At 67.2% G+C, this 19,466-nt stretch carries 16 protein-coding genes and 1 pseudogene; 13 read left to right on the forward strand and 4 right to left on the reverse strand.

Annotation, left to right across the window (positions count from 1 at the left end; all coding sequences use genetic code 11):
• The first annotated feature begins 628 nt into the window (after nt 1-628).
• The 6 genes from ACIG5F_RS48595 to ACIG5F_RS48620 all read left to right on the forward strand — a co-directional run bounded on the left by ACIG5F_RS48595 (nt 629) and on the right by ACIG5F_RS48620 (nt 11,379).
• On the forward strand, nt 629-1,870 hold the full coding sequence (locus ACIG5F_RS48595) for a hypothetical protein (RefSeq protein WP_396527182.1): 1,242 nt from the start codon (nt 629-631) through the stop codon (nt 1,868-1,870).
• Between the two features lie 20 nt (nt 1,871-1,890).
• Complete coding sequence (locus tag ACIG5F_RS48600) at nt 1,891-4,005, forward strand: CHAT domain-containing protein (RefSeq protein WP_396527183.1); 2,115 nt, start codon at nt 1,891-1,893, stop codon at nt 4,003-4,005.
• Nucleotides 4,002-8,693, forward strand: a complete 4,692-nt coding sequence (locus tag ACIG5F_RS48605; protein WP_396527184.1) for a hypothetical protein — start codon at nt 4,002-4,004, stop codon at nt 8,691-8,693. The genes ACIG5F_RS48600 and ACIG5F_RS48605 overlap by 4 nt, the downstream gene beginning before the upstream one ends.
• Entirely contained in the window at nt 8,690-9,688 is a 999-nt protein-coding gene (locus ACIG5F_RS48610; protein WP_396527185.1) for a hypothetical protein, read from the forward strand. The genes ACIG5F_RS48605 and ACIG5F_RS48610 overlap by 4 nt, the downstream gene beginning before the upstream one ends.
• 242 nt (nt 9,689-9,930) lie before the next feature.
• A complete protein-coding gene (locus ACIG5F_RS48615) occupies nt 9,931-10,443 on the forward strand; it encodes a hypothetical protein (protein WP_396527186.1) in 513 nt (170 codons plus the stop codon).
• 255 nt (nt 10,444-10,698) lie between these two features.
• The gene (locus tag ACIG5F_RS48620; protein ID WP_396527187.1) at nt 10,699-11,379 is read left to right on the forward strand and encodes a hypothetical protein; all 681 of its coding nucleotides are present in this window, start codon (nt 10,699-10,701) and stop codon (nt 11,377-11,379) included.
• Nucleotides 11,380-11,785: 406 nt separating this feature from the next.
• Here the strand turns inward: ACIG5F_RS48620 and ACIG5F_RS48625 are convergent, their stop codons facing one another.
• From ACIG5F_RS48625 to ACIG5F_RS48640, 4 genes are read right to left on the reverse strand one after another with little or no spacing between them, the layout of a single operon-like run.
• Nucleotides 11,786-12,727 (reverse strand): oxygenase MpaB family protein, encoded by a 942-nt coding sequence (locus tag ACIG5F_RS48625; protein WP_396527188.1) that lies wholly within the window; start codon nt 12,725-12,727, stop codon nt 11,786-11,788.
• A 14-nt stretch (nt 12,728-12,741) separates the two neighbouring features.
• Entirely contained in the window at nt 12,742-13,998 is a 1,257-nt protein-coding gene (locus tag ACIG5F_RS48630) for an MAB_1171c family putative transporter (RefSeq protein ID WP_396527189.1), read from the reverse strand.
• On the reverse strand, nt 13,991-14,569 hold the full coding sequence (locus ACIG5F_RS48635; protein ID WP_396527190.1) for a hypothetical protein: 579 nt from the start codon (nt 14,567-14,569) through the stop codon (nt 13,991-13,993). Before ACIG5F_RS48635 ends, ACIG5F_RS48630 begins: the two co-directional genes overlap by 8 nt.
• 55 nt (nt 14,570-14,624) lie before the next feature.
• Nucleotides 14,625-15,413, reverse strand: coding sequence for a hypothetical protein (locus ACIG5F_RS48640; protein WP_396527191.1), 789 nt, complete (start codon nt 15,411-15,413; stop codon nt 14,625-14,627).
• Between the two features lie 312 nt (nt 15,414-15,725).
• Between ACIG5F_RS48640 and ACIG5F_RS48645 the strand changes: the two genes are divergently transcribed.
• From ACIG5F_RS48645 to ACIG5F_RS48675, 7 genes and pseudogenes are all read left to right on the forward strand, one after another.
• The gene (locus ACIG5F_RS48645; protein ID WP_396527192.1) at nt 15,726-16,061 is read left to right on the forward strand and encodes a winged helix-turn-helix transcriptional regulator; all 336 of its coding nucleotides are present in this window, start codon (nt 15,726-15,728) and stop codon (nt 16,059-16,061) included.
• A gap of 192 nt (nt 16,062-16,253) precedes the next feature.
• Complete coding sequence (locus tag ACIG5F_RS48650; protein WP_396527193.1) at nt 16,254-16,769, forward strand: hypothetical protein; 516 nt, start codon at nt 16,254-16,256, stop codon at nt 16,767-16,769.
• A gap of 257 nt (nt 16,770-17,026) precedes the next feature.
• The gene (locus ACIG5F_RS48655; RefSeq protein ID WP_396527194.1) at nt 17,027-17,596 is read left to right on the forward strand and encodes a hypothetical protein; all 570 of its coding nucleotides are present in this window, start codon (nt 17,027-17,029) and stop codon (nt 17,594-17,596) included.
• 89 nt (nt 17,597-17,685) lie between these two features.
• Nucleotides 17,686-18,078: a hypothetical protein gene (locus ACIG5F_RS48660; RefSeq protein ID WP_396527195.1), complete on the forward strand. Its 393-nt coding sequence runs from the start codon at nt 17,686-17,688 to the stop codon at nt 18,076-18,078.
• 55 nt (nt 18,079-18,133) lie between these two features.
• A complete protein-coding gene (locus ACIG5F_RS48665) occupies nt 18,134-18,487 on the forward strand; it encodes an SH3 domain-containing protein (RefSeq protein WP_396527196.1) in 354 nt (117 codons plus the stop codon).
• Between the two features lie 80 nt (nt 18,488-18,567).
• Nucleotides 18,568-19,227, forward strand: a complete 660-nt coding sequence (locus ACIG5F_RS48670) for a hypothetical protein (RefSeq protein ID WP_396527197.1) — start codon at nt 18,568-18,570, stop codon at nt 19,225-19,227.
• A gap of 5 nt (nt 19,228-19,232) precedes the next feature.
• A pseudogene (locus ACIG5F_RS48675) lies at nt 19,233-19,466 on the forward strand (hypothetical protein); the annotation flags it as partial.

Consider the following 19,466-nt stretch of genomic DNA (forward strand, 5'->3'; position numbering starts at 1 on the left):
GGGCTGGTCGTGACCCATTCCTTCATCCGGGTGGCCCGTGCCGCGCATCCCGGGCAGGTGCGGGCCTGCTCGTCTGAGGTGGAAAGGTGCACCACTGGCCCATCCTGTGGTGCGTCGTCGACCCGAACGACGGCCAGGCCGGGCAGGCCGAGCAGCCGGGTCGTATCGTTGTGCATGCCCGTGGCTCTTCTGTTGTGATCATCTTGCCTCGACAACAGGAATGATCATCGAGCGAGCCACGGGCCCTCACGCGGGGGACCGGACAGATGGTGGGGGCCGCCTACGAGGCAGCCGCTCCGGGTTCAGACCCCGATCAAGTTCGAAGAGCCCACAATGGCCGATGATTAGTGTTCACCGCGTAGCTGTCAGCGGTGACAGTTCTGATGGGTGCCCCACGGAAGAAGAGACCCTGCGATGTCGATCTTCTTGTATTAGCTCTGACCTGGTGTTTCTCGCGGTGGGCGGGTTCACCTGGAACTTCCCCTGGAGTCACCAACCTGCACTGGACTCACCGCGTCCCTGCGGTCCGCGTGCACCAGATGTAACCGAATGCTTCCGAATGACGACTGATCCAACGATGAAGGGGCTGGCTGATACTGAGCGACGGGCGCGGAGGAGCACCGCTGCCGTGCTCGCGTTGCGCAGTGAGGTCGTCGGGTGGCTGGAGCGACGGCGCGGGGACGTGCGGTTTCGCCGGTTCGGTGCCCATTTCGACGCCCTGGGTACCGTGCTCCTACGGATGCTCGACCGCCTCAACGACGAACTAGACGACCTGCCCGCCGATCCCGGCTCGTGCTATGAGCGGTGTCGGTGGCTGGACGGCCGGCTCGCCTTGGTGCGGGCCCTGTTCGACTGGTACGTCACTCGCTACGACCAGCGGCTGGCCACGAGTCCGCACGCCGACCTGCTGCGCGCCGCCGACGAGGTCGCGCGGGGCTGCTGGCAGGAAGCATTCGTCGCTGCTGGCATTGCGGCTCCGACCGGACCGCTGTGCTACGTCGAGATCGGCACGGACGGACACTCGCTCCGACGCTGCCCGGTGCCTGGCGACTTCCGGGTGCCCGAGGACGATCCGTTGGCTGAGTTCTTGCGACGGCTGCCCGCGCCCCTGGTGGCACTGCCGGAGGGGGCGGTGCGCGAACCGTGGTGGCTGGTGGTCGTCGCGCACGAGACAGGGCACCACGTTCAGCACGACCTCGGCCTGACCGAGAAGACCGTGCGCGTTGTGGGCTCGGCTGTGCCAGCTGACCTCAAGACGGAGTGGGAGACGTGGAGCGGCGAACTATTCGCGGACGTCTTCTCCACGCTCATGGTGGGGGAGGCTGCTGGTTGGGTGGTCGGCGAGCTGCAGTTTGGAGCCCTGGACCATCTCGTGCGACCGACCGGACCGTACCCGCCGCCTGTGGTGCGTACGGCGGTGTTGGACGCGGTGTTGCGGGAACTGGGTGCGGACGCCAAGGGCGAGGACCCGCTCGACTGGGTGCCCGACCGGGTCGCACGGCACCTTAAGACAGTGCCGGCCGTCGTTTCCGCCATTTTGGGGATCGCCGTGACCGTGAAGCCGCTACGCTCCCTGGCCGATCATGACGTCTTATCGACCTCGGGTCACGTCGAAAGGTGGGCCGCGCAGTTGGGCCGGAAGAGTCCCGTGATCGCCCCGTTGGACACCCGCACGGCGCCCCGGTTGTTGCTGGCCGCAGCTGTCCGCAGGCACCGGATGTACGAAGACGCCGATCCCGCGTTGGCCTACCACAACCTGGTCGTGGCGTTGGGGCGCAGTGGCGCGCCGGGCCTGCTGGCATCCGGCACCGGGCGGGAGGTCGGGCAGATCGCCGACGACCTGGCCGACTTGCTGCTGGCCGAGGATTGATCGCGATGACTCTGCCTCGCGTGGTCGTCGACCTCACCCCCGCTGTTGGGGCCGAGGGTTGGTCGGTGCGCGTGCATGGCGCTGATATCGAGTCCGACCACCATCTGGGTGCCGAACGCATTCGGGTCGACGGCGAGCATCGCTGGGTGCCGGCTTCCACCATGTCCACCGACAACCTCGAAGCGCTGCTGTGCCGGATCAGCACCCGCTCCACCGATGACGATGACGTCCGCCGTTACGGCCAGTGGCTGTTCGACGCTGTGCTCGCCCCGGTCTGGCGTCAAATCCGTTCCGCACCCGAGGTACGCGCACACCGTGGTGTCGAATTGGCCTTGCGCTGGCCGGTCGACCAGGCCGACCTGCACCGCCTGGTGTGGGAGGCGGTGCACGACGAGCGCGCACCGCTGGCCGCCGATCCTGAGTTGCTGGTGGCGATCACCCGCCTGGTGCCCGTCGAGGTCGATGCCGTGGCGACCATCGAGCGGACGCCGCGCGTGCTGTTCGCTGTTGGCGGGGCGCTGGTGGATGAGGTGATCAGGCCGGGGGCGATGTTCATGGGGCTCCTGCGAGGTTTCGACGCGCGGGGCGTGTGTTCGGCGAAGGCCGCGCACACCGTGACGTTGCATAGTCTCAGCGAACACTGCGCGCGCTTCCGCCCCGATCTGGTGCACGTCGTGGCACACGGCGACACCGTGGACGGGCGCGGCAGCATTGTGCTCGGCGACGACGGGCAGGTGACCGCCGACAAGCTGGCGCCCGCGCTAACCTCCGCCCACCGACCGCTGGCTGTGGTGCTCAGCGCCTGTGGCAGTGGGTCTACTGCGGCGGATGGGGGTGGGCCGCTTGCAGCGGAACTGGTGCAGCAGGGCATCCCCATCGTCACTGCGGTGTCGGGCGAGGTTAGTGAGCAGGCGTGCCGCCTCTATACGCGGCGGCTGGTCGAGGCGATCAGCGACGGCACACCGCTTGCCGTCGCGGTGGCGCGAGGCAGGCGGGCAGCGCTGCTGGACTCGACCAGTCCACGGGCCCGCTTGGACTGGGCGATGCCGTCGTTGTTCGTGGCCCAGTCGGTGCCGCCCTCGTTCCGACCGGTCGACGCGCGGGCGCGGCGCATCGTAGAGATTGCGGACGCGTTGAAGTTGCGCGAGTGGCCGGTGTTCATCGGCCGCACCAGCATCCTGAACCTGGTGGACGACCTGTTCTCGACCGACGTCAACCGCAGGCTGTTGGTGGTGGGCGCGGTCGGCGACGACATCGCCGGGCTTGGCGGCACGCGGCTGCTGCGCGAGATGGGCTACCTGTTGCTGCTGCGCGGCCACCTCCCACTCTTGCTAGGCCCATTCGACCCGACAACCTCGCCCGGTGACCTGCGGGCGATGCTGCTCGCTCTGCTGGACTGCATCGGCATCCTCACCACCGAGCTGGGCCTAGCCCTGCCGCGCCTAAGGCTCTTGCAGCGCTACTACCCGCCGACAGCCGGTGATGATGAGTTCGCCGCCCGCGTCGCGTTCTACGAGGCCAAGTCCCGGTTCGGCAAGGACACGGGCGAGTTGGACTGGGGGGTTGCCACGACCTTGCTCGCAGCCGATCTGGACGCTCTCGCACGGTGTGCACAGGACCTACCAGAGCCGTTCGGGGCCGAGACCCGTGTCGTGGTACTGGCCGACGAGATCCACCGCTGGGGAGTGCTGGGTGAGCTGCTAGACCACCTGAAGTCCTCAGGCCGCAACGGGTTCGGCGTTCGTGAGCGGCCGGTTCCCCTGGTGTTTACCGCCTCCAACGGGGTGCCAAGCGGTGCCACGGTCAAGTCATTCTGCGAGCGCATGGCCAACATGCCAGGCTACGCCTTCCCCGAGCTCGGGCCGTTGCGGACGGACGAGGCGGTGATCGGCTTCCAGTGGGTGCTGCTCAACCCGTTATCGCCACGGGGAGGCGACGACGCCCCGGTCTACGCGGCGCTCCCAGACGCGCCCTACGACATCCTGGCGGACTCGTTCGACATCTTCGACGGCAAACCGTCTGCCGTGCGCGGTCCGCAGCTGCACAAGGTCGCCAAGCTGTTGGAGCGCATCAACGTGTTCGTGACCGGTGACGACGAGGCCGCCTGGTCCCGCTACGAGAGCCGCTACTCGTGAGCGACGGCCTCGGAGAGCAGTTGCGGCGCGAGTTGGCCAAGCTCGGCCAGGAGGCGCGCGAGCACTCGCTGAACGAGTTCGACGCGAGAACTCTGTGCCGGGCCAGCCTACTGCCACACTGGACCAAGGACCTCGCCGACGACTTGGGCCTGACTCGAAGCGAGGGGTTTGCAGACCTGCTCGAGCGGCTGGACCGAGCGGGGTTGGTCGAACGGGGTATCGACAGCGCTGGCGCCGGAGCTCCACGCGAGTCGTTCTGGATCCGGGCCCGGCTGCGTAGGGAGGTCGGAGACCACCTACGCGCCTGCCTGGGCGACGCGCTGCCGGCCGAGTACGACGAACTGTGCGGCCTGGTCACTGCTCACCGGCCCAGCGACGCGCGGCTACGGCGCTGGCTTGAGGTGCGAGATTTCCACGCCGACCCCTCCGGGCGGAAGCTACTGGATCGGGTGGATGCGCAGCTGGATGCCGACGACCTGCCCGGCGCGGCGGAGACGGTCGCCACGGCGCGCTTGGTCGCCGACATCCTCGGCGGGCCTATCGAGGGCGCGGTCAAGCGGGCACAGTGGCGGCTTGACCGCGCGTACCGCACCACCGACGACCTGGAACACCTGTGCGGCTACTTTCGGCGGCCAGACCTCGAATCAGCCATCCACCGGCTCATCAGCGCCGAAGTGCCTGTACCTGGTGTGACGGAGGAAGCGGGAGCCAACGCAGGACACCGACGAGGCATCCGGACGTGGAAAGACATCGAGCGCGAGCCGGTTGAGCCATGGGCCCTGCATCTGATGGGCGACGCCGGGGTGGGCAAGACAATGGTGTTGCGCTATTTAGCTTCCGGCCGACTCGCTGAGGACTTCGGACTGACCCCGTTCCCCGTCGCGCGGGTGGACTTCGACCACCTCGACCCCCGATACCCCGATCAGCGACCGGTGGAACTGTTGGTCGCATTGACCGACCAACTACTGGGGTTCGCGTCATCGCGGGCCGCAGAGAGGTACCACCGTCGGGTGCACGACGCCGCCGACGCCCTGTATGAGGAATTGGCTCGGCCGGAGCCGGACCGACAGCGCGCAAAGTCCCTCGTAGCCGGTGCAGTCGTGCGGTTCGCCCGGCTGGTCGAGGAGTTGGGTGGCAGAGTCGTGCTGGTGCTGGACACGTGCGAGGAGCTGTCCAAGCTCTACGCGCCGGGCGTGAGCGCACCCGCAATCGACCGCACTTTCGAGCTGTTGGAACAGTTGCACGAACGTGTGCCGCGAGTGCGCGTGGTGTTCGCCGGCCGGCGTTGGCTGGTGCCACCGGACTCGGTCGCCCACGGCGGCCCCAACCTGCTGCCGCGGTCCTACATGGACGTCCTGCGCGTATCCGGCTTCACCGCGGCCGAGGCGGATCGGTTTCTGGACGCCCGCGAAGTGCCCGGGACGCTGCGCGCGGCTGTACTCGCGCGGTCGGCGATGGGCGGCGGCGACCGGTACAACCCATTCGAACTCGAGAGCTACAGCGCCTGGGCGCGCAGTGACCCGGAGTTGGTAGCCGCCGACCTGCTGCTCGCGACCGGCGACCCGTACGTCGAGCGCCGAATCGTGGCCCGCATCCAGGACTCGGACGTGCTCGCCGCATTGCCGGTGGCTGCAGCGCTAGGTCGTTTCGACCGGTCGCTAATCACGCCGGCGCTGCGGCGTACAGGTGCGGACCCTGGTGCCGCGTTCGACGGTCTGTCCGCACAGGAATGGATCTCCGTCGTGCGCCTGGGCGCGGACGGTCGTCCGCTAGTACTGGAGGTGGACGAGCACCTGCGCGACCGGCTTCGGAAAGTCGTTGCGTCTCGAGGAATCGGCCTGCCGCTAGACGAACGGCGGCTGGGCCAGGACGCGGCGACCGTCGTGCTCTCCGGGCAACGGCCCTCCGAAGTGGCGGCAGAGACCGTCGAAGCGGCGATGCGGCTCCTGCCGGCCGGTGAGGCTGTAGAACTGTGGAATGAGTTGGAAAGGCGGGTCACCGAGCACGACGACTGGGGTTGGGCGCTTCAGGTCTCGTCCCGCGTCGGGGCGCTCGAAGCGACCCGCTCTGGGCCGAGCGCCCTGGCTGCGGTCCTAGCCACACAGGCGGCGTCCCGCGTGCACACCGGGCAGCGGACAGGGTTGGTAGATGTGTGGAACGCGGTCCTGCGTGTCGCGCGCCGCCACCCGTCGCAGCACGTGGGTGAGGTGCTGTCGCTGCGGGCCGAACTGGGTCGGGTTGCCGCCGGATACCCGATCGGGCCGAAGGATTGGCGGAATCTGGTGGAGCGCGTCGGCCGACAACAGGAGCTGGCCGGATCGCTGCTAGCCGCCGCCGAAGGTCTGTCGGCCGCGCTCTCGCCCGAGCTCGTGCTCTCGCTCGGCGCCACGCTGGACAGGTTGCGTGACGTCCAAGTCCCTGCGATCGCGGCGTACGCGGGCGTATTGGCCGAGGGCGTCCGGTTGCGTTTGCGCCTGGCCGCAGCGGCGGCCTCGACGAGCGGGCAGCCTGCCGGCTTGCTGGAGGATGCGCCCGAGCCGGCGCCGATCACAGACTGGGTAGCACCGAGGGGCTTGCTCGACCGGGCGCGACTCATCCGCGTCCTGGACGCCCTGCACGGTGGGCCGCCGCTTGACGAGCGGGTATGGCGGACATGGAAGCGTGAGGCGCTTCCACGCTGCACCAGCGATGTCGATGCGAACCGCTTGGTGGCGGCCACGATCGACTACGAGCTGTGCCACCGTGTGCTGCCCGTTGACGACCTGCCGCCGCACATCCCGCACCAGGCGTGGGAGGCGATCCCATGGCTGCACCACGGTCTGGGTCGCCCGCTGGCCGTGGCTGTGGCCGACGCGTTCAGCGCTAGCGGGGACTTTGCAGCGGCGGCTGACATGCTCAATCGGCATCGCAGTGAAGCCGTAGTAGGCGGCTCGGACGCGCGCACGGTCGAGTCGTGCGACCTGGCGTTGCTGCGCCTGTGCCGTAGGCATCGCCGGAGTGATCTCGCACCAGTCTTGCGTCTGGCCTATGAGGGCTCGCCCCGCGTGCGAGACGAGGCGTGGCTGGTGCAGGTGCTGCTGGACGGCCAGGTTCCCGATCGCACGCAGCTCAGCGAGTACGGCTATTGGCGGTGCGCTCCGGACTCCGCACCGCCCCACCCCGACTGGCAGCCAGCCGACCATCTTGACTTGTGGGAAACTGAAGTTCTCGCCACTGATGAGTTCACCGGTGCCCTCCCTGACGAGCCGCGCGCACGCGGCGTCGTGGCGCTTCTGGTGGGTGAGGTGCGCGCGTCTGCCGACCCGGAGCGCGGCGCGCGACTGCTGCGGCTCGCGAGCGAGGAGTTCACGGCCGCGGGCGATAGTGCATCCGCCGCTCACGCGGCGCTGCTGGCTCGGCAGGCCAAGTCGCACGTCCAGGACGTGCCAGCCGCAAGTGCCGAGTCCTTCGAGCGTACTGGCGTCACGGCAGCCCCCAAGCCGTCCTTTCTCGCCCGGTGGCGGGACCTGGTCGTAGTGGATACGTCTGTGGTCGGCGTCGTCGCCGCCGGCTGGATGGCCGTGCTCGCCGTACTCTTCAAGTTCCTCCCCCAGTGGGTCTGGGTTGGGGCTCTGATTCCCCTTGCGGCGGCTTTGGCCGTGGGGCTGATATGGACCGGCGTCAGGCCAGACGACGTCTTCAGCCCGGTCGACCTGGTGCGCGTGCGCCGGGACAGTAGACAGAGATTTGTAGTGCGGACCGACGCGACAGTGCTCGTCTCTGAGTTGGACGGCGTGCGGCCGAGTCGCCGGGCCTTGGCCATCAACGTCAGCAGATGGCGCGCCAGGGGCCGGTACGCGGTGCGCGACAACGCGCAGTGGGCCCACACCGTGGTCGTCCTCGGTCCTGACGACGGGTACAGGCTGAAGCACGCCATGCTGGACGTGCCGGCGCGAGCCGCACCGCACACCGCCAGGAACCCCCGCCACCTGCTCGGTCTGGACATCGAGCGTGACCTCCAGGCCGAGGACTGGGAGCGCCGGCTGGGCGAGCTGGTGCACTTCGCGGGTAAGAACCGCCAACTGGACAAGCTGGTACGTATCGCGAGGGGGAGGCACCGCTTGGGCCATCCCGTGGGCACGACACCGCTGGTATTCCGGATGCACGACCCCCGCCAGGGCGTCGCCGACGATCGAGCGCCGGACCTCGCGGTGTTCAAGGGTCCTGGGCACCTGGAGCCGTCGGCGGGGGAGCGACCCCGTCACTCCGGCCTGGTGCACCTTGTCGGCGCACCGGTCGCCACGACCGCCGGCACACATTTCCGGGTGGGTGGCTCCATGGAGCGGCACGCGCGGGTGGCGGCCCGGGAGGAACTGGTCGATCTCGACCATGTCACCGCCCATTTCCTGGTGCTCCAGGCCGAGCCGGTAGACGTTGAGGCACGACCACTCGACGAAGCCCGTGCTGAGTTCACCCGCTGCGCGATGGCAGCTGTGGACGCTGGCGTGGGCACCGTGCTGATCGTCCCTCCTCTCGAAGACCTAGAGGCCCGTGCCGTCGCCCAACGCATCTGGAAGACCGCAGACGGCAGACCGAGCACCCGAGAGGTGCTGCTGCTGTTGGCCGACCTCCAGGAGATGGTCGGTGACGTGGCGCGCTACGACCTCGTCCTGTTCCGCCGCCGCATCGACCCTCAGGAGAACGGGTGACCGCCATTAAGGACCGAGTGAAGAGCTGGTTCACTGCGAACGCCGAGCACATCGCCGCCACGTTCCTCCCCGAACTCGACGCACGGCCAGCGGTGCCCGGTGACAGCTATGTCCGCCTGTGGCTGGCGGAAGGTTTCCTGGCCAAACGGGTCAGCTGGGGCACGGAGTACTTTCCCGCTCTCCACGGCGGGGTCACGCTGGCGTTCCAGGGCAACGAGGCGACTCCGTTCACTCGGTTCACCCGTCCCGACGCCGCGCAGACGGCGCCGGGTGTCTACCTGGACTACGCGATGACGTCCCTCGTTCCGTACACGGGCGGGCCCGTCGAGGTGGAGGCCGCGCTGTACCGCGCATCTAATGGTGGTCCGCTGGAGACAGCCGTGACGATCGCGGGCAGCCTCGCGTCGTTGATCGGCCCTCCTCTGGCAACAGCGGCGACCATCGCGGACAAGGTGTCGACGGGCTTGAGTTCAGTGCTGGATAACACGGACCCAGTGCTCGGTGTGCACTGGACAATGGGCTCGGAGGGTGGCGGGGGACAGGTGCTGCGCCCAGGGCACATCATCGTTGTCAATGCAGCGCCGGCCGCCGTGCCGACCGGACTGGGCATCATCGACGGACGACTACACGGACCGGAAGGTCTGCTGACCGGCTTTGATTACCTTGTGCTGCGCGTGGAGTGCCGCAAGGAGAACGATCAGTGGCGGTTCCCGGAGTTGGAACGCCTGCGAAAGGAGGCAATGTCTGCCTATCACAAGGGACAACTCGACACCTACAAGCAGCTACGTACACAGGCCGTCGTCCAGGTCATCAAGTCGCCTGACCTGACAGAGCTCGACGCCCTGCGGGTGGCAAAGTACGTGCAGGACGCCATCGATCGAGTGACACGACTGGGCGTGAACACGCCCAACGACGACAACCTGGACCCGATCCCGCCACACCGCCTGCCGCATCGCGAGGACGTCGAGGGCCTGTCCGCTACGGACCTCTTCTGATATCCAGGAGGCGCATTGCTCATCACTATCTCCGCGATCTGCTCGCGGATATGCGCCGAGAGGTTGACTTGGTGGCGCCGAGCCCGCACGACGGCCTGCTCACGGCCTTCACCAAGGCGCGTATCCGCGCAGTCCGCCACGGCTTCCTGGCCGCTCCGCGTTCGCTCCAGGGTGTCGTCGACCGTTCAGTGGCCCCAGTGAGTACGGTCCAATACGACGAGCTTCCGACGACGAGGTGAGCAGTGACCGAGGACGCCATGGCGAACTCCGAGCCGGCACAGCAGTGGGGCCGCATCCGGTCCTGGGACGGCTCACAACACCGCGCGTTCGAGGAGCTGTGCTTCCAACTGCGGGATCCTGCCCCTGCCGGTTGGCGGACGGTCAAGACCGCGGCACCGGACGGCGGGGTTGAATGGTACGACCAGGCTCCAGACGGTGCGACCCACGGTTGGCAGGTCAAGTTCGTTTTCTCGGTCGATAAGCTCATCCCGCAGGCCCGCAAGAGCGCCAAAACCGTCGGAGCCAACCGCGGCAACCGCAACGTCGTACGACTGACGATCGTCGCGCCGATCGACATGCCCGACCCGACACCGGAGACCCCAGCGGGGAAACCTCGCGAAGGCGCCCGGCAAAAGTGGAACAACGCCGTAGCCCGCTGGCGCAAGGAGCTTCCGGGCCTCGCAGACATGGAGATCGACTTCCTTGGCGCGGGCGAACTCCTCGATCGGCTGAACCGCACTGGCAACGAAGGATGACGGTGGTTCTTCTTCGAGGACCTCGCCCTGTCGCCTGCCTGGTGCCGGCAACAATTCACACACGCCGAACGAATCGCCGGCGACCGCTGCACACCCCAACGGCACCTCACGCTTCCCATCGAGCGCACGATTGACGGCCTGGTGTTGACGGAACGGTATCGCCGGACCCTGGCCGAGCGCGTGCGGTCCGCCACCGACAGTGTGAGCTACTCTCAATTTCTCTGGCGCCGATGGCTCCACCGCCAGGACGCCAAGGTGAGCGCTGACCTCGCAGATGCGGAACCCTTGGGGCCCGCCGTATCGCGGTGGGCACTGCCGACTGAGCGGATCGATCGAGCGGCCGCAACGATGACGTCGTTTCGTGACGAATTCGACAGCCTTGACGCTTCGGTCGGGCCGGCCGCCCAAGCAGCGGTCAGGGTCATAAGCGAGTGCGACGATCTGCTGACACAGTTCCGTTCCAGCATCACCGGTATCGTCGCCGAGTTGAACGCCTCCGCTACGAGCGCGGACTCGTCCGAGGATCGGGACGTCACAAGTTCCCCCAGCCGGCCGACCCCGGTGGAGAGATCCGAAGACCCGGCCGCCAGCCTCCAGGAGATGGTCGGCCGCAATGGACAGGTCGCGCAGGCCCAACGGTCGCTCCGAAACCTCGTGGACTTCCTGTCCACTGATCGAAGTAAGGCCGCCGAGACCGGTGCATGGCTGCTGATCGGTGGACCTGGCCAGGGTAAGACCCATCTGCTGCTCGAGGCGGTTCGCAGTCGGCTCGACAGTGGTGGCGTTGCGGTTCCCGTTCTCGGGGAACTTCTCGCCGGCGATGACCCGCTGACCGAGATCGCTCGCGCTCTGGTCTCGGGGACTTGCCGCACAGCACGTTCCTTCAGGCCCTCGACGCCGCGGGGGCAACAAGTGGAACACGGTTCCTGCTCGTGATCGACGCCCTCAACGACTCGGAGAAGGCCACGCCGTGGAGGATTCGATCTCTCGCCTGATCACCTCCGACAGGACACGGTGGGCGTTGTCTGGCGGGAGTCCCCAACCCTCGCATCGGTTGCGCGGCTCCTGGTCCACCCCTCTTCGGTCTCCCCGGCGATCAGTTCCTCGTTGCTCCGCAGGGAGAACGCGTCGTCGTCGGGGCGATCGACCGGCGAAGCACCCTCATCCTGGGACAGGCGTCCACTTGGGCCACTGACCGAGCAGGCGCGGATGACGCCGGACTGGGCACCGCGTGGTCAGCCTGGTATCGCGCAATGCTCCGGCCGAATAGGCTGTGGCCGCACCCGGTCTTTCTGAAGGCTATGGAGCCCTCTGCCGCCGGTCAGGCCTGACCATCCCCTTACTACAAGCCAATATCGGCGATGTTGTACCCGTCAGGGTAGGTCACGGTGTCCAACGTGCCGGCGTAGAGGGGCTTCTCCCTCGGCGGAAGCCAGCGGACGAACCTACCCCTGGCCTTCATGCCCAGATGCACGGCCTGGGCGAGGATGGGGGAGACGTGGTCGACCCCGAGCACGGTGCGGAGCTGAGCGTCCAGGAGGGCATTGGCCATGGCGCTGGCGAAGGTACGGCCGGCGGGCGCAAGGAAGCCGGGTAGCCAAGCCACGAACATGTCGGCCAGCAGGGTTCGGGTGGCATCCCACTGACGTTCGTTGGCGGCGTGGTAGGCGAAGTGGTCGCGTTCGTAGTCGTCGAACCAGCGGATGAAGTTCTGGAGCGTGGTGGGGATGTCCTTGACGCCCATCCGGCGCCCCATCTCCAGGTAGAAGTGGAATGTCGCGGCGCGTTCGTGACAGCAGACAGGCCGCCAGGCGTACACGTCGAGCCAGCGGAGCGTGGGGATGAAGAACGTGCCGAGGGTGTAGATGAACTGCTCGTTGGGGATGCGGACCTTGTCGCCCTCGGTGCTGACTCGGCGCTCGGCCGCGGTGTGTGCGCGCCGCATCTGGCGGACCGCCTGCATGCCGCGTTCGTGCCCGAAGCCGTAGTTGATCACTTCGAAGAGCAGGATCCCAGTGTCGTCAAGCCGGCGCTGGGTGTGGTTCGTCATCTTTCCGGTGCGGTCCAGCAGCGTGCTGATGGCCGGCACGGCGAAGTTGCGGTAGAAGCCGAGCTGGATGCCGACGGTGATGTCCCAGGGGAACTCCTTGAACACCATGTCCCGGTAGATCTCGTGGTAGTCGAGCTCCGGATCGAGCTGCCGGAAGCGTTCCAGCCGGACGTACCGACCGCGGGGGATGGCGTGCAAGGCCTGCTTGCTCCGTGTCATGAGGGTGATCGACATGCCTGCCTCCGGAATCAACGTGACGGGACGGCGGTCAGTTCGGCGAATGCCCTGTCCACAATGGTCGAACGGCGGAAGAAGCCGGCCACCTGGGCCAGTCGCTCGCGCTCGGTCACCAAGGCCAGATGGGCGACTGCGGATGGGATGTCGTTGCGGAGAAGAGCTTCCTCGCGGTGGACCACTTGTTGTGCCTGGGCTGCCAGAGCGGCGCGGATCAGTACGGCTTCGATCACTGCTTGCCTCAGCTCAGGGGCGATGCCAGCTTCCTGGCAGTGCCGAGCGGCGATGTGGGTCGCGTCAGGCGGGATGTGCGGGCGAAGTTTCCATTGCCAGTCCCGGATCTCGATGATTCGCCAGAACAGCCTGATCCGCAAGGTCGACCGCTGTCGGAGACCACGCGGGCGATGGATCAGCCGGGGGTCCACCGGCAGCAACGCCGACCAGAGGGGCTCCAGTTGCCGGTACGCCTTGAGGTTCGCGACATGGTCGGTTGCCGCGGCCCGAAGCCGAGACGCGAGCGACCCGAGCCGCGAACTGAGGGCCGGCAGGACTATTCCCAGCATCGAGACCGGCATGCCGGCAGTGCCGACCAGCGGTGCCAGGACCGTGCTCCAGTACGAGAGGTCGACGCCGAACCAGCCGCCGACGAGCGCGACGATCTTCATCACCGAGAAGAACACGGCGCTGGTGAGTCCGAGAGCAAGCAGCCGCAGTGCCCATGCCGTGCGCTTGGCGGCTTGTCGGGACCAGTGGAGGCTCCAGTAGATGACCGTGCCCGATGTCGTCAAGATCGTAAGGTAGAACAGCAGCAGGGATGCCGCGATGAACGGCTGGTGCTCATACGCGGCGTCGAAATCGGACGGATGGTCGTCGTGTGTGTCGGCGGCGAAGAAGAGAATCACCATGGTGGCCGCCACACCGACGTGGGCGAAGGTGCGCCAGCGCATGCGCTGGCGCGCGGCAGCGACGGGGAGTCGCCAGTAGAGCATCAGCGCCAGCGCCGCTGCCGCCCACAGCGCGGCCAGTGTGTAGGCGAGCATCGGGGCCAGGTTGGGCACACCGAGTCCGATGTCGATGGCCTTGGCCACGCTTGGCGAGTAGACGATGAACGCGATTCCCACCAAACCGAGGCAGAGGCAGATCGGGCGTAGTCGAGCCTTGCCTTCGGGTGTGGTGGCGCGGTGGAGGTCGCGGAGCTTGTATAGGGCCGCCGCGCATTCGAGGCTGCCGATGATGATGAACCAGTAGTCGAGCGGTGTCGCCTCAGCCATGGTTGCGCCCGTCGGGGATGTCGCCGAGCGACCACCACAGCCGAGCGTCGATGCTGTTGTCGTCGGCGAACAGGGGAGCGGTGCGCTGCGTGGCCGCCCATTCGGTCAGCTGCAGCGTCAGTTCGGTCGCGACTGCTTCGGCCTCCAGCTCCTCGGCGTGGTTCTCGGTCTCGTAGTGGCTGCGTGCGCCGAGGATCCTAACGAGCGCCGGGTCGAGATCGGGAAACAGCAGTCGGCTTCCCTCGTCCTCGTAGAGCGGGGTGGGCGGGTGGCCGCACAGCTCGTGGGAGAGCTCGTGGACGACCATCTGGAGGCGATGGAGCCAGCTGCCGGACGCCGCGCACAGGATGATGTCGACTGTCGGTCCGTCGTTCTCGTCCACCGAGCGGCCCCACACCGCGAAGGGCCCGTCGGCCGCCATCTCGGTGAATACGAGGAGCACCGGCCGGCCCATCCGTCGACCCATGATCTCGCAGAGCCCTGCGCAGAGATCCTGGATCGTGGCGCTGCTGGTGAGCGTGAGCTCGTCGATCAGTTCCCGGCACAGCGCCCGGATGCGCTTCTTTCTCATCAGGCCCCCAGCCCTCTAACGATCCGCTGTCGAACGTCGGTTGAGACGGTCGTGGTCAACCTGTGGTTGACGGTGGGTCGTTTGCATCCGGGGGATGGTCGGGCTCGTCCAGAGCGTCTCGGAGCTCCTGCTTGGAGATTCCCAAGGAGGGGAGCGCCTTCACGAGTTCTCGCACCAGACTTTCTCGAGCCTGATCTGACAGCGGCGCCCCGGAGTCGGGCGCTCGTGCCGCCAACCGGGCGATGCCGAGTCGGCGCAGTTGCTTCGCTGTCAGGATCTGCTCCTGGATGCGGCTGGCGAGTTCGGCGTCCACGAAGTAGGCGGGCTTGACGTGGAACGCGCCGGCGAGAGCGTGGAGGCACTTCCAGGTCGGGTTGGGGTTGGGATCGCGTCGAAGCTCGGTCAGGGTCTCGGTGGAGATCCTCCACGCGGGATCGCCAAGCTCGTCGGCGCGGCTCCGGATCGCGCCGAGGACGTCGTCGTAGGTCCGCTCGCCCCGGCGGCCGGGCGCCGGAATCTCGGCGAAGAGGAAGTTCAGCCTCGCCGAGATCTGCGACCGGTCCGGGTCGAGATCGCCGCGGTCCTGCCTGCCGCCGAAGAAGAACGCCGGATGTTTGCCGAAGACGGCTCCTAGGTACTCGATCTGAGTGAGCGTCGGGTTGTCACGGAGGCCGCGTCTCATCTGAGACAGATAGGCGTTGCTGATGCTGCCACCGATTTCCTCGATGCGCTCGACGACTTCCTTGCTGGAGTAGGGGGTGTCGCGATCGGGCGGCCTGACCGACTCGAACAAGGAGGACAGGTAGTCGGCGAACGGCTTCGGTCGCTGTGTCACATCGGGCATCGACACCTCCCGCACTACGTGAGTGCCACTCGGCTTTACTCGTTTGGAGCAACTGTTCGGATCCTGTTGATGCCGCTGGCGTACGGGCCTATGCTCCCGTATGTCGCTGATTAACTCAAGTGGGATGTCGCCCGATCTGAGTACAACATGGCTGGTCAGGCGGTCGAAGAACGCCCCCTGGCCTGCTGCTTCTTTTGCCTGCCGTGATCGGGGAGTCGAAGGTGAGGTGTGGCGAGAGACGGGGAAGCGCCCCTGGCGGGGCGGACGCCGCGGAGGCTTGTTCGCGGTGTACCACAGAATCGGGGAATCGTCATGTCCATCGATCACGACTTCGTCGAGGGAGCCGCGGCGGTACGCCGGCTCCTCGGCCCTAAATGGAGTCCGCATGTCATGATCGCCCTGGGGGATGGGCGCAAGCGGTACAACGAGATCAAGGAATCGATCAACCAGCGCCTCGACGGCCGTGACTGCCTGCACACCAAGGTGCTCACGGACACCCTGCGCGACATGGAGGCGCACGGGCTCGTCCATCGGTTCGAGAACGCAGACGTGTTTCCGCCCGCTGTCACCTACGAGCTGACGCCCGGGGCGTACGAGCTCATGGCGGCGATAGGGCCCGCGGCATCCGCCGCGCGGGAGCTTCCCTAGTAGCGCGAGCGGGAAGTTCGCGGCCCGGCGGCATTGACTGCCGGGCCGTTGTCGTGCCGGCGGGGTTACAGATACATAACTCACCTGTATGAGTGAAAGTTCGCGTAGTCACCTTCGAGTGCGTTCGTACGCACCTTGAAGTGATCGGAGATCTGTGGAGTACACATGAATGCGAGTCGAGAGGTGATTACGTTGAGGCGTAACGGAACTGTGCTGGTCATCGGACTCTCGCTGTTGACGGCGTGCACTCCGCCGCAGCACGAGGAGCCCACCGGGCAAACCGCGTCACTGCCCAGTGCCTCGACGGCGGCCAATCCGTCCTCGGACATCGAGGTGGCCTACGAACGGTTCTGGGACATCGGCAACTCCGTCATCAGTCAGGACCCGGCGTCGTGGAACAGCCAACTGGCCGCGGTCGCAACCGACCCGCAGTTGACGAGGATGCTGGACAACCTGAAGACGTTGCGGGCGCGATCGCTGACCGTCTACGGCACCACACGGGAACACCTGACCAAGGTTGACATCGACGGGACCACAGCGACCGTGTTGGACTGCCAGGACGCCAGTGAGTCCGGGCAAGCCGACGCCCGGTCCGGTGCGCACAAGACCGTTGGCATACCGCGAAATCCCGTTTCGGCGCGCATGCGGCGTGATGCTAACGGAACGTGGAAGGTAGCCGAGATCTCGTATCCAGGAGGGACGTGCTGATGAGAGGGAGATATGTGGCCGGGATTGCCGTCCTGGCCGGCTCCGCGATGATGGCTCTACCGACCGGAGAGGCCGTGGCCGATGGGCCCGGCGGCCAGATCACCGTGTCGCCGGGCGACCAGTCCGGGGTCTTCGGACAACCGAGCGTGGACATCGGAGCGACGAGCCCCGGAACGCCCGGCGGACCCGGTCACCAGGCGAGTTCCGGTTCGTCCGGCGGCGCCGGACCTGGGCTACCGAGTCCAGGCTTCGCGTGCATGTACGACACCTCAGGCGGGATGGAGGCCTACCTCAAGGAATGCCTCGGCATCACGGATACGGCGACCGCGGCGCAACCGAGTCCCGAGCAGTTGGCAGTGCAGGCCTACCGGCAGCTCGTGCTTCCCTTGCCGGTTCCCCATTTCTCGCCTGACCTACAGACTGCTCATGGTCCGGCGACGGTGGTAGGGGAGCACACCTGGTTGTGGATCGACAAAGCGGGCTGGGCGGTGCAGTCCAAACGGGTGCATGCCGGCGCGGTGTGGTCAGAAGCTGTTGCCACACCGACGAAGTTGCTTTTCATGCCGAGCGCGGACCGGCCGTTGCCCTGCCCAGGTCCGGGTACCGCTTACTCCGCCTCTGCCGGACTGCACGGGGCGTCGCCGGACTGTGACTACATTTTCGTGCGGCCCCGTGATCATGTCGACGCGACGTTCGCGATCCAGTGGTCGGTCCGGTGGACCGGGTCGACCGGTGCGGCGCCGGCCGGTGGCACGCTGCCGGACATGACTTCCCGCGCCGTGCTCGGGTTCGCGGTTGAGGAAGTCCAGTCGCTCAACGCCGGCTGAATCGCGTTTCTGTCGAATTCCCGTTGCGGGACAGGTGTGCCCGTCGTCAGAGCCGTTGCAAGCAAACATAAACTACGAGGGAGTGCGTGATGTTGATGCTCAAGGGCATGATGGTGGTCGCGGCGAGCGCGGCCGTTCTGGTCAGTGGCGCGAGTGCGCAGGCGCAGCCGAGCCATGCCGCGTTGGACGCCGCCCACCATCAGCCGGTCGTCTCGGCGGGCATGGCCGGCGCGCCGAGGGCTGTGCTGGAGCCGCCTCCGCCGGAGCTGGTGCACACCTGCTTCGTGATCAACGATGACGGCGTCCGGATCCACGTCACCTTCGATCTGTCCAGCGCGGTGGTGGGGTTGGCGTACAAGGGTGATCTGTTCCAGGTCCCGAATTTCCCGGGCGGAGGTTTGCTGGAGGGCACTGACCTGCGTACGGGTGTGCACGGCTGGATTCGCGACATCTACGCCGACCGCCGCTTCCTCCACTGCTGAGCGCAACTAGATCCTGTTGCAGGAAACATCGTACGCTGTAAGGGAGAAGTGTGTCATGTTGATGGTCAAGAGCATGGTGGTCGCTGCGAGCGTGGCCAGCTTGGTCGGCCCAGCGCAGGCCCCGGCGAATGTGGAACTCGGTGCCTCGGCGCATGCGAGCGGCGCGGTGACAGCAGTGGCAGCGCGTCCGAAATCGGGCGGCCTGTGCAACTGGTTCAACGCTGATGGCGTCAATATCCGGTCGGCGCCCAGCATGTCTGGTGCTGTTCTCGGGCTGGCCTACTACGCCGACCCGTTCAAGGTCGCGGGTTATGAAGGGGGCCAGTGGCAAGAGGGCACGGACCTGCGGACGGGGGTACACGGTTGGGTTTCGGCTCAGTTCATCACGTTGGCGTTTTCTGACTGCTGAGGCCAAATCGTCCGCTCCGGCATTGGCTGAGTTCTAGCCTTCCCATTCCATGATTGTCGAATTCCTGTTGGGGGATAACCATGTCCGCTCCCGGACTCGTCGCGACCACCACCCGCCCCACCCCGTCACCGCCGGCTCGGCATGGGCCGTGGTTGCGGGGCCGGTGGTGGCTGGTCGCGGGCGGGGTGGTGATCCTGGCCGGGTCGCTGGCCGGCGTGCAGGCCTACGTGGCGGCGCAGAACCAGACCGTCCCGGTGCTGGCATTGGCCCGTGACGTGGGCTGGGGGCACCGGTTGGTCGATGGGGATCTCGTGGTCGCCCAGGTGATCCCGGACGAGCACGTGCGCACGGTCGACGCCGGCGAGCGGGACCAGGTGCTCGGCCAGACCGCGGCGCGGACGTTGACCGCGGGGACGCTGCTGGCCCGGGCGGAGTTGACCACCGCGCGGGTGCCGGCGGCGGGGCAGGTGGTGGTCGGGGTCCTGCTCAAGCCCGGCGGTCTACCCGCGGCGGGTGTGCGGCCGCAGGATCGGGTGCTGCTGACCCCGACCACCACCGCCGCCTCGTCCGGCACGGAGGTGGTGGCGCCGGTGATCGGCGTGGTCCTGGACTCGGGCAGCCCGAACGCGGACGGCTCGCGGGTGGTCGACGTGATCGTCGACGGCGCGCCGAACCCGATCGCGGCCCCGGCCGGGTCTGGGCAGGTCGTGCTGTCGCTGCTGGGCCCGGACGGGCGGTGACGGTCATGGCGATCATCTCGATCGTGTCGGCCAAGGCCTCCCCGGGGACGACGACGACCGCGACCGCGTTGGCCGTGACCTGGCACGCGCCGATGCTGCTGGTCGGGGCGGATCCGGCCGGCGACGACATCATCGGCGGGTATTTGGGGCCGTGGATCGCGAAGGGCTGGGTCCAGCCGGGCAAGGGCATCGTCAGCTTCACCACCGCCACCCGTCACGCCGGCCCGGACGAGGTCGGG

Origin of the sequence: Kutzneria sp. NPDC052558 (assembly GCF_044547355.1) — a bacterium.
Lineage (GTDB): Bacteria > Actinomycetota > Actinomycetes > Mycobacteriales > Pseudonocardiaceae > Kutzneria.